Annotated in this window: 14 protein-coding genes; 13 read left to right on the top strand and 1 reads right to left on the bottom strand. The window is 42.7% G+C overall.

What is annotated here, in order from left to right:
• Positions 1 to 26: 26 nt before the first annotated feature.
• The 12 genes from leuS (at position 27) to lipA (ending at position 12,539) form a co-directional block, all read left to right on the top strand.
• Positions 27 to 2,600, top strand: a complete 2,574-nt coding sequence (gene leuS, locus ACXJY6_RS17280; RefSeq protein ID WP_456052625.1) for a leucine--tRNA ligase — start codon at positions 27 to 29, stop codon at positions 2,598 to 2,600.
• 223 nt (positions 2,601 to 2,823) lie between these two features.
• Positions 2,824 to 3,312: an LPS assembly lipoprotein LptE gene (gene lptE, locus ACXJY6_RS17285; protein WP_458769097.1), complete on the top strand. Its 489-nt coding sequence runs from the start codon at positions 2,824 to 2,826 to the stop codon at positions 3,310 to 3,312.
• Between the two features lie 11 nt (positions 3,313 to 3,323).
• The gene (holA, locus tag ACXJY6_RS17290; RefSeq protein WP_458769098.1) at positions 3,324 to 4,334 is read left to right on the top strand and encodes a DNA polymerase III subunit delta; all 1,011 of its coding nucleotides are present in this window, start codon (positions 3,324 to 3,326) and stop codon (positions 4,332 to 4,334) included.
• Positions 4,335 to 4,410: 76 nt separating this feature from the next.
• Positions 4,411 to 4,728 (top strand): ribosome silencing factor, encoded by a 318-nt coding sequence (gene rsfS / locus ACXJY6_RS17295; RefSeq protein ID WP_456052628.1) that lies wholly within the window; start codon positions 4,411 to 4,413, stop codon positions 4,726 to 4,728.
• A gap of 3 nt (positions 4,729 to 4,731) precedes the next feature.
• On the top strand, positions 4,732 to 5,202 hold the full coding sequence (gene rlmH, locus ACXJY6_RS17300) for a 23S rRNA (pseudouridine(1915)-N(3))-methyltransferase RlmH (RefSeq protein ID WP_458769099.1): 471 nt from the start codon (positions 4,732 to 4,734) through the stop codon (positions 5,200 to 5,202).
• Between the two features lie 6 nt (positions 5,203 to 5,208).
• On the top strand, positions 5,209 to 7,119 hold the full coding sequence (mrdA, locus tag ACXJY6_RS17305; RefSeq protein ID WP_456052630.1) for a penicillin-binding protein 2: 1,911 nt from the start codon (positions 5,209 to 5,211) through the stop codon (positions 7,117 to 7,119).
• The gene (gene rodA / locus ACXJY6_RS17310; protein ID WP_456052631.1) at positions 7,119 to 8,240 is read left to right on the top strand and encodes a rod shape-determining protein RodA; all 1,122 of its coding nucleotides are present in this window, start codon (positions 7,119 to 7,121) and stop codon (positions 8,238 to 8,240) included. The genes mrdA and rodA overlap by 1 nt, the downstream gene beginning before the upstream one ends.
• Positions 8,241 to 8,244: 4 nt before the next feature.
• Entirely contained in the window at positions 8,245 to 9,042 is a 798-nt protein-coding gene (locus ACXJY6_RS17315) for a septal ring lytic transglycosylase RlpA family protein (RefSeq protein WP_458769100.1), read from the top strand.
• Positions 9,043 to 9,130: 88 nt separating this feature from the next.
• Positions 9,131 to 10,309: a serine hydrolase gene (locus ACXJY6_RS17320; protein WP_456052633.1), complete on the top strand. Its 1,179-nt coding sequence runs from the start codon at positions 9,131 to 9,133 to the stop codon at positions 10,307 to 10,309.
• Between the two features lie 130 nt (positions 10,310 to 10,439).
• Positions 10,440 to 10,718 (top strand): DUF493 family protein YbeD, encoded by a 279-nt coding sequence (gene ybeD, locus ACXJY6_RS17325; RefSeq protein ID WP_456052634.1) that lies wholly within the window; start codon positions 10,440 to 10,442, stop codon positions 10,716 to 10,718.
• Between the two features lie 209 nt (positions 10,719 to 10,927).
• A complete protein-coding gene (gene lipB / locus ACXJY6_RS17330; RefSeq protein ID WP_456052635.1) occupies positions 10,928 to 11,581 on the top strand; it encodes a lipoyl(octanoyl) transferase LipB in 654 nt (217 codons plus the stop codon).
• Positions 11,574 to 12,539 carry a lipoyl synthase gene (gene lipA, locus ACXJY6_RS17335; RefSeq protein WP_456052636.1) on the top strand — a complete coding sequence of 322 codons (966 nt, stop codon included), beginning with the start codon at positions 11,574 to 11,576 and terminating at the stop codon, positions 12,537 to 12,539. Before lipB ends, lipA begins: the two co-directional genes overlap by 8 nt.
• A gap of 110 nt (positions 12,540 to 12,649) precedes the next feature.
• On the opposite strand, the gene glyA is transcribed toward lipA, so the two are convergent.
• Positions 12,650 to 13,900, bottom strand: a complete 1,251-nt coding sequence (gene glyA / locus ACXJY6_RS17340; RefSeq protein ID WP_456052637.1) for a serine hydroxymethyltransferase — start codon at positions 13,898 to 13,900, stop codon at positions 12,650 to 12,652.
• A gap of 343 nt (positions 13,901 to 14,243) precedes the next feature.
• Between glyA and ACXJY6_RS17345 the strand changes: the two genes are divergently transcribed.
• Positions 14,244 to 14,843, top strand: a complete 600-nt coding sequence (locus tag ACXJY6_RS17345; RefSeq protein ID WP_456052638.1) for a YitT family protein — start codon at positions 14,244 to 14,246, stop codon at positions 14,841 to 14,843.
• Positions 14,844 to 15,183 lie beyond the last annotated feature (340 nt).

The raw sequence follows: 15,183 nt of genomic DNA on the forward strand, positions 1-15,183 counted from the left end.
AATTCCAAGATAACCGGATATCGTCGATGCAAGATCAATACAACCCTCAAGAAATTGAAAAAAAAGTTCAGGCCCATTGGGACAACAACAAGACCTTTGTAGTAAGTGAAGACCCAAATAAAGAAAAATTCTACTGTCTATCCATGTTTCCTTACCCAAGTGGTCGCCTTCACATGGGACATGTACGAAATTACACCATTGGTGACGTTATCGCGCGCTTCCAGCGTCTCCAAGGAAAAAACGTCATGCAACCCATCGGTTGGGATGCATTTGGCCTTCCAGCTGAAAATGCTGCCGTAAAAAATAAAACGGCTCCTGCACCTTGGACGTACGAAAACATTGAATACATGAAAACCCAGCTTAAGCTTCTGGGTTTTGGTTACGATTGGAATCGTGAATTTGCGACCTGCCGCCCTGAATATTACCGTTGGGAACAACAGTTCTTCACCAAGCTATATGAGAAAGGTTTGGTCTATAAGAAAACCTCGTCTGTAAACTGGTGCCCACACGATCTAACCGTCCTTGCGAACGAGCAAGTTGAAGATGGTTGCTGCTGGCGTTGTGATACTCCTGTTGAACAAAAAGAAATTCCTCAATGGTCAATCAAAATCACCGCGTACGCACAAGAGTTACTGGACGATCTCGATAACCTTGAAGGTTGGCCCGATACAGTAAAAACCATGCAGCGTAACTGGATTGGTCGCTCTGAAGGCGTCGAATTATCGTTTCAAGTTGCAGGAAATGATGATCTAGAGGTCTATACAACCCGTCCGGATACTTTAATGGGTGTGACTTATGTTGGTATCGCAGCCGGACACCCATTGGCTGCAGAAGCGGCTAAAAGTAACCCACAACTTGCTGAGTTTATTGACGATTGTAAAAACACCAAAGTTGCTGAAGCCGAATTAGCAACCATGGAGAAAAAAGGGATGGCAACAGGCTTAACGGCTATTCATCCCCTAAACGGTCGTGAAGTTCCGATTTACGTCGCCAATTTCGTTCTGATGGATTACGGTACTGGCGCGGTTATGGCCGTTCCTGCTCATGACCAACGTGATTATGAATTTGCGACAAAATATGGCTTAGATATCGTGCCTGTCATTCAACCAAGTGACGGTAGTGCATTAGATGTTTCAGAAGCGGCTTATACCGAAAAAGGTGTGCTGTTTAATTCTGGTGAATTCGACGGTTTAGAATTTAAAGCGGCATTCGATGCTGTTGCAGCCAAATTAGAAGCAGAGAACAAAGGAAAGAAAACTGTTAATTTCCGTCTACGTGACTGGGGCGTATCACGTCAACGTTATTGGGGTGCGCCAATCCCAATGGTAACGACTGAAGATGGTGAGGTTCATCCTGTACCCGCCGACCAATTACCGGTTATTTTACCTGAAGATGTGGTAATGGATGGCGTCACAAGTCCTATTAAAGCCGATAAATCTTGGGCTGAGACCACATTTAATGGCGAACCCGCTCTACGCGAAACCGATACCTTTGATACCTTTATGGAATCATCTTGGTATTACGCGCGTTACTGTTCACCGCAAGCGGACGATATTCTTGATCCAGAAAAAGCCAACTACTGGCTACCTGTCGATCAATATGTAGGAGGTATCGAGCACGCCTGTATGCACCTGTTGTACGCGCGCTTCTTCCACAAACTGCTTCGTGATGCTGGATTTGTAACATCAGACGAACCATTTAAGCAATTGCTTTGCCAAGGTATGGTACTCGCAGATGCCTTCTATTGGACCAATGAAAAAGGGACCAAAGAGTGGATTTCGCCTACAGATGTAAAAGTAGAACGTGACGGTAAAGGTCATATCATTTCCGCAATCGACAACCTAGGTCGTACTGTTGAGCACTCAGGTATGATCAAAATGTCTAAGTCGAAAAACAACGGGATTGACCCGCAAGAAATGGTCGACAAATACGGTGCTGATACCGTACGTTTATTTATGATGTTTGCTTCTCCAGCAGACATGACACTTGAGTGGCAAGAGTCTGGTGTTGAAGGTGCGAACCGCTTCTTGAAGCGTGTATGGCGTTTAGTGAATGAGCATGCTGAAAAAGGTGAAGCCAAAGCCGTAGAGGTCAGTAGCTTAACCAATGACCAAAAAGCACTACGTCGTGATATTCATAAAACTATCGCGAAAGTAAGTGATGATATCGCTCGTCGTCAAACCTTTAATACCGCGATCGCGGCAATTATGGAATTGATGAATAAGCTCACAAAAGCACCTCAAGATTCTGAACAAGATCGTGCAGTGTTAGATGAAGCCGTAAAAGCAATCATCGTCATGCTATTCCCAATTACTCCTCATATCTGTTTTGAAATGTGGGAAGGCATTGGTCAGAAAGATGTTGATTTTGCAGATTGGCCAAGTTTCGATCCTGCCGCTTTGGTTGAAGACGAAAAACTCATCGTAGTTCAAGTCAACGGCAAGCTTCGTGCGAAAATCACTGTTGCTGCTGATGCAAGCAAAGAACAGGTAGAAGAACTTGGATTGGCGAACGAACATGTTACTAAGTTCACCGATGGTTTAACCATTCGTAAGGTTATCTACGTACCCGGTAAACTTCTGAACATAGTGGCGAACTAAATCGACAAATACGAGTCTGTAAACAGAGCCTCTGCTCTGTTTACTTCTCTTAGCGCTTTTACTTAAGAGTGACTAAGAGAAGTTTTAATGGCGATATAGCTCTTAACAATCTTGCGCTTAGCCGCTTAGTGATAGGAACATCATGCAATTACTCTCCGCTATAAACACGAAAATTCTATTAACCACTCTTTGCGTAACGCTGCTTTCCGGTTGCGGATTTCACATGCGAGGAAATTATAGTGTTCCTGAACAACTGCAAACGCTTTCCTTAACCAGTCACGACCAATACAGCACCTTAACTCGACTCGTAAAGAACCAATTAAAACTGAATGATATTCAGTTAGTGATGCCAGCTGAGAACATTCCGAATTTAAAAATAAGGAGTGAAAGTGTTTCGACCACAACGATATCAATATATCAAAATACTCGAGCAGCTGAAAAAGCGATTACGTTAAAAGTTAGCTATCAGATCACCACTCCAGATGTTGGGGTGCAAACTTTATCCACCAGTGTCACCAGAAGTTATTTAGATAACTCTCTAACAGCGTTAGCAAAGTCAGTCGAAAAAACGATGATCATAGATGAAATGCGTGAAATTTCCGCTTCTCAAATTATCCGTCAATTGGCCCGACTCGAAAGTGATGATACTGAATCTAATGAGGTCATAGGAACTGATTCTCATACGGTTTCTACAACACTCATCTCAGAGTAAGGGATAGGTAAATGCGAATTTACCCAGAACGTGTCGCCGCACAACTCAAAAAAGGGTTAAGCTCGGTATACCTTGTCTTTGGGCCCGAACCATTGCTGGTGCACGAAACGCTGACCCAGATAACGAACAAAGCGAAACAGGATGGATTTGAAGAGATTCATCGCTACCAAGTGGATACCAGCATTGATTGGGATTCGATCTACGATCAATGCCAAGCATTAAGTTTATTCTCTTCTCGTCAAATAATAGAAATTGCGCTACCTGAAACTGGCGCAAATGCGGCCACGGCAAATCATTTGATCGAAGTGAGCCAATCTTTAAACCCAGATATTTTGCTTATTGTTCATGGTTCAAAACTGACCAAAGCTCAAGAAAATAGTAAGTGGTTTAAAGCGCTCAACTCTGAAGCAACTCTCGTGACTTGCTTAACGCCGGATCTTAATCGTTTACCCCAGTTTATTCGCCAACGTTGCTCTCAATTGGGGTTAGTCCCCGATCAAGAATCATTAAAAATGCTAGCGCAATGGCACGAAGGTAACCTACTCGCCTTGGTTCAAAATTTAGAGAAGTTGATTCTACTTTACCCAGATGGACAATTAACCCTGATCCGGTTGGAAGAGTCGTTAAGTCGCCATAACCACTATACCGTTTTTCATTGGACAGACGCATTACTTCAAGGAAAACCCAATCGAGGCCAGAGAATTCTTCGTCAATTAAAAGCGGAAGGGATCGAAGCCACTATTTTGTTGCGTTCCATTCAGAAAGAGCTGCTGCTCCTATGGCAACTAAATAGCAAGCCGCAAAACCAACTTGCGTCCGAATTTGAACGATTACGTATTTGGAATAATAAACGACCGCTTTATCAGGCTGCTTTGAATCGCTTAAATTCAGATAAAATTCAGGATCTTATTAAACAGTTGACCGCTATAGAAATCTTGGTAAAGACTCAGTATAGTGACCCCCCTTGGCTTGCATTAGAGCAATTAAGCCTAGATTTAAGCTACAACGCTTCAAAATCATAACGACTTTGACACTTACCAAAACAAAGCATGCTATGATTTTACTGTTTTAGACCCCCCGATCGATTGAGGTAAAACTTTGCAACACGAAGATTTAAAACTGTTCCTAGCCGACAAGGCTGACGATATGAAAGCAGAAAACATCGTCACTCTAAACGTCACAGGCAAATCAACACTAACCGATTACCTAATTATTTGTACTGGCACCTCAAAGCGGCATGTTTCTTCCATTGCTACTCATGTGGCACTAGAAGCCAAAAAACATGGACTTGCTCCTCTTGGGATTGAAGGTGAAGCCGAAGGAGATTGGGTAATTTTAGATATGGGCTCTTCCATGCTCCATGTCATGCAAGAAGAGTCTCGAGACACATACCAACTCGAAAAGCTTTGGAGCTAAACGGTGAAAATCCAGCTCGTCGCTGTCGGAACAAAAATGCCCAATTGGGTGGACGTTGGGTTTAAAGAGTATCAGCGTCGATTCCCCAATGATATACCCCTAGAACTCATTGAGATTCCTGCGGGAAAACGGGGGAAAAATGCGGATATTGCTCGTATTCTTGATAAAGAAGGCGAAGCAATGCTCAATGCCATTGTAAAGGGCAGTCGTATCGTCACCTTGGATATTCCCGGGAAGCCGTGGGATAGCCATCAATTAGCACACCAACTTGACCGATGGAAACTCGATGGTAGAGATGTCGCGATCTTAATTGGTGGTCCTGAAGGGCTGGCACCGGCCTGTAAACAAGCAGCTGAACAAAGCTGGTCTCTTTCACCTCTCACGCTGCCTCACCCTTTGGTTCGTGTCGTGATGGCTGAAAGTCTCTACCGAGCGTGGAGCATTACCACTAATCACCCTTACCATCGCGAGTAGATTTAAATGATTCGTAGACGTAGCCCTATTCGTGATTATCGAGCTGAAGCATGGTTATTTCGTAACCGCGCGGTAGCTGCCTTTGTGCTGATCATTATTTCGGTCTCGTTGCTCGTTGCCAACCTCTACAACATTCAAGTTAATCAATATCAGGACTATAAAACGCGTTCAAACGACAATCGCATCAAAATCGTCCCAATTGCCCCAAACCGAGGTCTAATTTATGACCGAAATGGTGTTTTACTTGCTGAAAACCAACCCATATTCAATCTAGAAATCATCCCCGAGCAAGTAAAGAATATGGATGACACTATATCGGGTTTAAAAAGTCTGCTTCCAATTTCAGAAGAGAGAATTACCGCATTCAATAAAGAGCGCAGACATACCCGACGTTTTAACTCTGTGCCACTACTTCCTCAGCTAACTCCCAAACAAGTGGCAATATTTTCGGTAAATCAGCACAAATTCCCAGGAGTTTCTGTCACCGCGAACCTGAAACGACACTATCCATTTAATGAAGTTTTAACGCATGTTATTGGTTACGTTTCACGCATCAACGACAAAGATATTGCTCGCCTCAAGCGCGAAGACAAAGAAACCCTTTATCAAGCGACTCGAGATATTGGAAAATTAGGTGTCGAGCGCTACTACGAAGATATTCTTCATGGTATTCCTGGATATCAAGAAGTCGAAGTAAATAGTCGTGGTCGTATTATTCGTACCCTAAAATACGTAGCTCCGGTCCCTGGAAAAGACATCGTTCTCAACCTTGATATCGAACTTCAGCAATACGTCAATAAATTGCTCCGAGGCCGACGCGGTTCAGCGGTGGTGCTCGATCCTGTCGATAATGGCGTGCTAGCGATGGTATCCAGCCCGAGTTACGATCCAAATGCCTTTGTTCATGGCATATCAAGTAAAGCCTATAGCAAGCTTTTGAACGATACCAACCGCCCCTTAGTTAATCGAGCGACATTAGGGATATATCCCCCAGCATCGACGGTAAAACCATTTATTTCGATCGCCGCTCTCCAAGAAGGCGTTATTACTCCAAGCACCACCCGATCTGATCCTGGATATTGGCGAATTCCAAACTCCAAAACTAAGCCTTACCGCGATTGGTTACGCTGGGGCCATGGTAAAGTCAACATAACCAAAGCAATTGAAGAATCTGTCGACACCTTCTTCTACCAAATTGCCTTTGACTTAGGTATCGACCGCCTTTCCACTTGGATGAAAAAATTTGGTTATGGTGAATATACAGGTATCGACATATTTGAAGAAAGCAAAGCCAACATGCCAACACGTGAATGGAAAAGAGCTCGCCATAAAGATACGTGGTATCAAGGGGATACTATTCCTGTTGGAATCGGCCAGGGTTACTGGACTGCCACGCCAATGCAAATGGCCAAAGCAACATCAGTATTAGTTCATCACGGTAAAGTTCGCGCGCCCCATTTACTACGTGCAACACTTGAGAATGGTGATCCCTTCAATAAACAGGTTTTGGCTGATATCGAATCTTACCCCCCGATAACGAATGTACCAGAGAAATATTGGGATATAGCGATCAATGGAATGTATCTTGTAAACCATGGTAAACGCGGCACGGCCCGAAATGCATTTAAAGGGCAGCCATTTGATAGTGCTGGCAAATCAGGCACAGCCCAAGTATTTGGCCTTGCTGAAAACCAAGAATACAATGCAGATGAATTAGAAGAACACTTGCATGACCATGCTCTGTTCACTGGGTTTGCGCCAGTCAAAGACCCTAAAGTTATCGTATCAGTTGTTCTAGAGAATGCCGGTGGCGGCTCTCGCAATGGTGCACCTGTTGTGCACGATATTTTCTCCAAAGTCATTCTCGATAAAGAAACGATTGTTGAAGAAACGAACGATAAAGAGGCTCAACCGTAATGGAACTCGACCCGTCTACAGGCCGAAATCGTGCCCTATTTGAAAGGCTTCACATTGATCTACCATTGCTTTTAGGCATCTTGCTGGTGATGGCTTTTGGCCTTATTGTGATGTACAGCGCCAGTGGTCAAAATATGGTAATGATGGATCGTCAAGCAATGAGAATTGGGATCGCCGTATGCGTCATGATTGTATTGGCTCAACTTTCTCCGCGAACCTATGAGTCATTAGCGCCCTTTCTTTTCTTTGTCGGTATTGCACTGCTTATCGGTGTACTATTTTTTGGCTCAGTATCAAAAGGGGCGCAGCGTTGGCTCGATATTGGCGTTGTCCGATTCCAACCTTCAGAGCTCTTAAAACTTGCCGTTCCACTGATGATTGCCCGATATATCGGTCAGCAGCCATTGCCTCCTACGTTCAGAACATTATGTATTGGTCTGTTAATGGTTATTATCCCAACGATCTTAATCGCGATTCAACCGGACTTAGGTACCTCTATATTAATTGCTGCATCTGGCATATTCGTTATATTTCTCGCTGGGATTGGTTGGCATATTATTTTAACAGCCGCATGTGCTCTTGGTGCATTTATTCCCATATTATGGTTTTTCTTGATGCACGAATATCAGAAAGTCAGGGTGCGTACTCTCTTTGATCCAGAATCAGATCCACTTGGCGCTGGTTACCATATTATTCAAAGTAAAATTGCGATTGGCTCGGGCGGCATTTCCGGTAAAGGATGGCTGCTTGGAACACAGTCACAGCTTGAATTTTTACCCGAACGGCATACCGACTTTATCTTTGCTGTTATTGCTGAAGAATGGGGGCTGATCGGGATCGTCGGATTATTGTCACTTTATCTCTTTATTATCGGACGTGGTCTATACTTAGCTACAAATGCCCAAACCGCATTCGGAAAAATGATGGCGGGCAGTATCGTACTTAGCTTTTTCGTTTATGTCTTTGTAAACATTGGCATGGTTAGCGGCATTTTGCCCGTGGTTGGTGTTCCACTTCCATTAATCAGTTATGGTGGTACATCAATGGTAACTCTGATGGCTGGGTTCGGTATTTTGATGTCAATACATACTCATAGAAAAGCATTTTCAAAGGCAAACTAACTGAATGAGAACCATACGTTTTATTGCAATAACGATCGTCATAAGCACGACCCTCTTATCGGGATGTGCGACCAAAAGCCGTTACTCGATAAAAAATGATGTTGCACCCGACAAGCCACTAGCGGTTGATCATGTTGAGGATGCACAACCCAAATATGAACCATACAGCCGTGGGGGAAATAAAGATTATTCTCTACGTGGCTCGCATTATAAAATTATTAAAGATTCGACCGGCTTTAAAGAGCGTGGGATTGCATCATGGTATGGTCAAAAATTCCACGGCCACCTAACATCTAATGGTGAAACCTACGATATGTACTCAATGAGTGCAGCTCACAAGACTTTGCCTCTTCCTAGCTATGTCAAAGTCACTAACCTCGGTAACGGTAAAACCGCAATTGTAAGAGTCAATGACCGTGGTCCTTTCCATGCAGGGAGAGTGATAGATTTAAGCTATGCCGCAGCCTATAAACTCGGCGTACTAAAAACAGGCACTGCTAACGTTGAAATTGAAACTATCAACATTAGTAAAGAACAAACCATACAAAACACCGGTAAACCGATCATTGGTAATTCCGTGATACAAGTGATAGCTTCACAACATCTTCAAAAAGCTAGAACTTTATCGCAAGATCTAGGTCATAAGTTATCAGCCGAAAGTTTTGTCGACAGTGATACACGCAACCACCGCGTTCTACTTGGTCCATTTAATGACGACCGAACCATGCAACAAACCCTTAAACGGGTGAAAAAATTAGGCTACAACACCGCTTTTATTAGAAAGTATATTGCCGCTAAATAGCGAATTTCGATAAGAATTAATTCATCGCTACCTTAGTTTTTAGTTTCTGATAAGATAACGCCACTTATTGTAAGATTTCGCAGTAATTATGAAAAAAAATAGACTATTTACATCGCTCATTATTTCTTCTGTCGCTATCGCAGCGCCAGTTTCTTCTTCAATTGCATCATCACCAATTGTGATTCCTGATGCACCGCAAATTTCAGCGAAAGGCTTCGTCTTAATTGACTATCATTCAGGAAAAGTCTTAGCCGAAAAAGAGATGAACACTAAGTTATCTCCTGCTAGTTTAACCAAAATGATGACCAGTTACGTCATTGGCCAAGAGCTTAGACGAGGTAATATTACTCTCGAAGATGACGTTGTTATCAGTGAAAACGCGTGGGCAAAAAACTTCCCAGAATCTTCAAAAATGTTTATCGAAGTCGGGACTACTGTAAAAGTTAAAGATCTCAACCGCGGCATTATTGTCCAATCAGGGAATGATGCGTGTGTAGCAATGGCTGAACATGTTGCCGGTTCGGAAGATGCATTTGTCGATTTAATGAATGCGTGGGCCAGCAGTATCGGCATGACGAACACTAACTTTACCAACGTACATGGCCTTGATGACGATCGTTTGTATTCAACACCTTATGATATGGCACAGTTAGGTAAAGCACTCATCCGTGATGTACCTAATGAATACAAGATCTATTCTGAGCAAAAATTTTCTTACAACGGCATCACTCAATACAACCGTAATGGATTGCTTTGGGACAAAAGTATGAACGTCGACGGTATAAAAACCGGTCATACAAGTAACGCCGGTTATAGTTTGGTTAGTTCAGCTTCAGAAGGCAACATGCGATTGATCTCTGTTGTGATGGGAACCAAAAATGAAAATGCACGTAAAGCGGAAAGCAAAAAGCTGTTAAGTTATGGATTCCGTTTCTTTGAAACCGTTTCCCCTCATAAAGCGGGCGAAACATTTATCAATGAGCGCGTGTGGATGGGTAACAAAAGCACAGTCTCATTGGGTGTTGATCAAGACACCTATGTCACGTTACCTCGAGGTCAAGCTAACAGCCTAAAAGCAAGCTTTGTTCTTGACGAATCACTTGAAGCTCCAATTATTGAGGGTACGAAAGTCGGTACTTTATACTATCAATTGGATGGAAAAGATGTGGCTCAATATCCATTGTTAGCGCTAGAAAACGTCGATAAAGGTAGTGTTTTCAGTCGACTATGGGACTACATTGTTCTGCTGGTTCAAAGCTTTTTCTAACGCTTTTTCCATCGCAAAGAATGACACAACAAAAAGCCACTTTTAGTGGCTTTTTGTTTATCTTGAGATCGTGGATATAAATCAGTACTATTCTCAGCCAGCTAACCACTTCCATTAGGAGTTTACTACTATGTTGACTATAAACTCAGATGCTAAATTAAAAGATCTTCTCGAGTTCCCTTGCCCGTTTACATTTAAGATCATGGGTCAAGCAAAGCCTGAACTGCCAGAGAAAGTACTGGAAGTTATTCAACGTCACGCCCCTGGAGATTACAGTCCAGTCATCAAGCCAAGCTCAAAAGGTACCTATAACTCGGTATCAATTCGTATCACCGCAACATCGATAGAACAAGTTGAAACCTTGTACAAAGAATTAGGCGATATCGATATTGTACGCATGGTTTTATAATTGAATTCGCCAATATGCGTACTAATTATGTAATTAAATTTTAATTTATCAATTTTTTTTGATTGAATGATAATGTTAATTTTCTTTTGATTACATACCGTTAGAAAAATAAGCTGCTTTTTTACTCAAAGTTTTCATCACCAATGTGGTTCAATAGTAGTAAAACAGTTTATAATCGCTTTACATAACTATCTATATTGAGCTAACTCATGCCCCACTCTCTTGTTGTGAGAAATCTCGGCCTTCAGGATTACCAACCTGTATGGCAAGCGATGCATGATTTCACTAACAACCGTGATAACACCACCACCGATGAAGTATGGTTGGTAGAACATAACCCAGTATTCACACAAGGTCAGGCAGGAAAGTCTGAGCACTTGTTAAATACAGGTGATATCCCCGTGATTCAAAGTGATCGAGGTGGACAAGTGACCTATCATGGTCCAGGCCAATTAGTTGCTTACTTCTTGATAAATTTGCGACGAAAAGAACTCGGGGTACGAGAGTTAGTTACTGATATTGAAAATATAGTCATTAAAACCTTAGACGCGTACGCGATTGAATCTGCCGCTCGCCCTGATGCGCCTGGTGTGTATGTCGAAGGAAAAAAAATATGCTCGCTAGGGCTTAGGATCCGCAAAGGTTGCTCATTTCATGGGTTGGCCTTAAACATCAATATGGACCTAAACCCATTCCTTCAAATTAATCCCTGTGGATACCAAGGAATGGAGATGATTCAAGTGAGTCAATTAGGCGGCCCCGATGATGTAGAATCAGTCGCACAACAACTTGTAAATGAGCTTGTAGTCATTCTAAATTACAAGCATGTCGAATTTCTTACAGAAGCAGCGAATCATGAGTAAACCTATTGAGATGGAAAAAGGCGTTAAATATCGTGACGCCGATAAGATGGCACTAATTCCAGTGAAAAACATGCCTGCGGAACAAAAAGAAGTTCTGCGCAAGCCTGCATGGATGAAAATAAAACTGCCATCTGATAGCAAAAGAATTAAAGAGATCAAAAACGCGATGCGTAAAAATGATCTCCATTCTGTATGTGAAGAAGCCTCTTGCCCTAACCTAGCTGAATGTTTCAACCACGGCACGGCAACATTTATGATATTAGGTGCCATTTGTACTCGTCGTTGTCCATTTTGTGATGTAGCCCATGGTCGCCCTGTTGCTCCTGAAGCAAATGAACCCAAAAAGCTGGCGCAAACCATCAAAGATATGAAGTTGAAATATGTCGTTGTCACGTCCGTTGACCGAGATGATCTGCGTGATGGTGGTGCACAACATTTTGCTGACTGTAATCGCGAAATTCGCGCGCAGAACCCAGATATTCGAATCGAAACCCTTGTTCCTGATTTTCGTGGCCGAATGGATACCGCGTTAGAGCTATTAAAAGACAATCCACCAGATGTGTTTAACCACAACTTAGAAACGTCGCCTCGTCTTTATCGTAAAGCTCGCCCGGGTGCAAATTACAAGTGGTCTCTCACTCTATTGAAGAAGTTCAAAGAACAGCATCCAGATGTCCCTACTAAGTCTGGCTTGATGATGGGCTTAGGAGAAACCAAAGAAGAAATTATCGAAGTATTAAAAGACCTTCGAGCTCACGGAGTGACAATGCTGACACTTGGACAATACCTTGCACCAAGTCGCCATCATCTTCCGGTAGAACGTTATGTACCACCAGAAGAGTTTGATGAGCTAAAAGACATAGCACTGGAACTTGGTTTCACTCACGCAGCTTGTGGGCCGTTTGTACGTTCTTCATATCACGCAGATCTTCAAGCCAAAGGTATGGAAATTAAGTAACGCAGAAAGGGAAAGCAAATCGCTAAACTGGCCTTTGCTTTACCTATAGAAACGTATAAAAAAAGCCCTCGATATCGAGGGCTTTTTAACATTTTTAGAGCTGAACTAAGTTACGCGTAAACAGGCAGACGCTTACAAATCGTCAATACTTTCTGTTTTGTCTCTTCGATTTTCGCCGAATCATCTACGTTATCAAGTACGTCACACATCCAGTCTGCTAGCTCTTTCGCATCATCAGCAGTAAAGCCACGACGCGTAATAGCTGGAGCACCAACACGAATACCAGATGTTACAAACGGGCTTTGTGGATCATTTGGCACTGAGTTTTTGTTCACAGTAATGTTTGCTGAACCTAAAGCGGCATCAGCAGCTTTACCAGTGATTCCTTTTTCAATTAAATCGACTAGGAACAAGTGGTTTTCAGTACCGTTAGAAACAATTTTGTAGCCACGAGCTTGGAACTGTGCTGCCATCGCTTTTGCATTTTCAACAACGCGAGCTTGGTAGGCCTTAAATTCTGGTTCCATCGCTTCTTTGAACGCAACCGCTTTAGCAGCGATAACGTGCATCAAAGGACCACCTTGACCGCCAGGGAATACCGCAGAGTTCAGTTTCTTGTACATTGCTTCGCCATCATTTGACAGAATCAATCCACCACGAGGGCCAGCCAGTGTTTTGTGCGTTGTTGTGGTAACGACGTGCGCATGAGGAACTGGAGTTGGATAAACACCAGCCGCAATCAAACCAGCAACGTGAGCCATATCAACAAATAGGTAAGCACCTACTTTATCGGCAATCTCACGCATGCGTGCCCAATCAACAATTTGAGAATACGCAGAAAAACCACCAATAATCATTTTTGGCTTGTGTTCAACAGCAAGTTCTTCCATCTCTTGGTAATCAATTTGACCAGCTTCATCGATACCATAAGGGATAACATTGTAGTGCTTACCAGAGAAGTTTACTGGTGAACCGTGCGTTAAGTGACCACCATGAGCCAAGCTCATACCTAATACAGTATCACCTGGATTCAATAGAGCCATGTAAACAGCGCTGTTTGCTTGAGAGCCAGAGTGAGGCTGAACATTTGCGTATTCACAACCGAATAGCTGACATGCACGTTCAATGGCTAGAGATTCTGCCTTATCTACATATTCACAGCCGCCGTAATAACGTTTGCCAGGGTAACCTTCAGCGTACTTGTTCGTTAGCTGAGTCCCTTGAGCTTCCATTACACGAGGACTGGTGTAGTTCTCAGAAGCGATAAGTTCAATGTGCTCTTCTTGACGAAGAGTTTCTTCTTGGATAGCTGCGAATAATTCCGCATCGTAATCAGCGATATTCATATCACGCTTAAGCATCAGTATCTCCTGCTTCAGATAAAACTGAATTGTGTTCAAAGGCTCTGGTTCGACAAAAACGCAAACGTTTTCGTCATAGTGTTGGCGCGTATTCTACATAAATAGGTCGTGATCATAAAGCCTATTTTACGTAAACAAACATGCAGTTCTTTCATAATGTTCATTAGTTAAGGTCATAGCATTTATAAAAATGCGCAATGCATGTCTAGCTGTCAATCCGAGACTTTACAGTGCGTATAAGAAAACGTACACAAGCCCTACGCAATTTACTCCTTACCTCTATATCTAATCAGCAATTTTTCCTACCATAAAGTGAGTACTCCAGACCTTAGATTATTGAAAAATGAACAAACATTCGATCAAAGAAGATTTCATCGCGTTACTAACGGGCACCTTTTTAGTCGCTCAAGGTATTATGTTTCTCCATCAAGCTGAACTCATCACCGGAGGCACAGCTGGGCTGGCTCTGTTATTAAGTCAAGTTTTACCCGTATCTTTTGGTTGGATATATTTCTCGGTCAATGTACCGTTCTATATCATGGCTTGGAAGCGATTTGGCTCGGCATTTGCGCTTAATACCTTATTCGCTTGTTTCTTAGTATCATTGTTTAGCGACATGTTGCCTAGAGTAGTCGAACTCGGGACCATTAACCCTATCTATAGCGCCACGACTGGCGGTGTTCTAATGGGAATTGGCATGTTAATTCTATTTCGTCACAGGGCGAGTTTAGGTGGGTTTAATGTACTTTGCTTATGGATCCAAGATAGATGGGGAATTTCTGTCGGTAAAACTCAGGTAATATTAGACTCTGGGATAGTGATAGCGTCACTATTTCACTTACCGACTAATGCTATCTTAATATCGGTCTTTGGTGCGGTCATTCTCAATTGCATTTTAGCGATGAACCATAAACCGTCACGCTATAGCGTTAAATACGGTTAATACCGATTTCAATACTATTTTACCATTGATTAAAGCGCTGAATTATCAAGCGCTTTTTCTTTGAAAAGCGCGCCTATTTATCAGCCATAAAAAGACGTAAAAACACCCTTTCGCACCACGTTGCTGAAAAAGACGCCATTCGAACCATTTTCATATCAAAAAGACTTTACACCCGGTTCGAGTTTGTTATGATGCGACCCGCACTTTACTGACATGTTGGGAAAACGTCAGACGAAGTTATACTTTTAGAGTATAAAAAACAACCTGGAGGGGTTCCCGAGTGGCCAAAGGGAGCAGACTGTAAATCTGCCGGCTCCGCCTTCGATGGTTCGAATCCGTC

The organism is Vibrio phycocola (genome assembly GCF_054404255.1).

Excerpts from the sequence above, each read along its gene's own strand:
- holA (WP_458769098.1), top strand. The coding sequence starts at position 3,324 with ATGCGAATTTACCCAGAACGTGTCGCCGCACAACTCAAAAAAGGGTTA.
- leuS (WP_456052625.1), top strand. The coding sequence starts at position 27 with ATGCAAGATCAATACAACCCTCAAGAAATTGAAAAAAAAGTTCAGGCC.
- lipB (WP_456052635.1), top strand. The coding sequence starts at position 10,928 with ATGCCCCACTCTCTTGTTGTGAGAAATCTCGGCCTTCAGGATTACCAA.
- lipA (WP_456052636.1), top strand. The coding sequence starts at position 11,574 with ATGAGTAAACCTATTGAGATGGAAAAAGGCGTTAAATATCGTGACGCC.
- rodA (WP_456052631.1), top strand. The coding sequence starts at position 7,119 with ATGGAACTCGACCCGTCTACAGGCCGAAATCGTGCCCTATTTGAAAGG.
- glyA (WP_456052637.1), bottom strand. The coding sequence starts at position 13,900 with ATGCTTAAGCGTGATATGAATATCGCTGATTACGATGCGGAATTATTC.
- ACXJY6_RS17345 (WP_456052638.1), top strand. The coding sequence starts at position 14,244 with ATGAACAAACATTCGATCAAAGAAGATTTCATCGCGTTACTAACGGGC.
- ybeD (WP_456052634.1), top strand. The coding sequence starts at position 10,440 with ATGTTGACTATAAACTCAGATGCTAAATTAAAAGATCTTCTCGAGTTC.
- mrdA (WP_456052630.1), top strand. The coding sequence starts at position 5,209 with ATGATTCGTAGACGTAGCCCTATTCGTGATTATCGAGCTGAAGCATGG.
- ACXJY6_RS17315 (WP_458769100.1), top strand. The coding sequence starts at position 8,245 with ATGAGAACCATACGTTTTATTGCAATAACGATCGTCATAAGCACGACC.
- ACXJY6_RS17320 (WP_456052633.1), top strand. The coding sequence starts at position 9,131 with ATGAAAAAAAATAGACTATTTACATCGCTCATTATTTCTTCTGTCGCT.
- lptE (WP_458769097.1), top strand. The coding sequence starts at position 2,824 with ATGCGAGGAAATTATAGTGTTCCTGAACAACTGCAAACGCTTTCCTTA.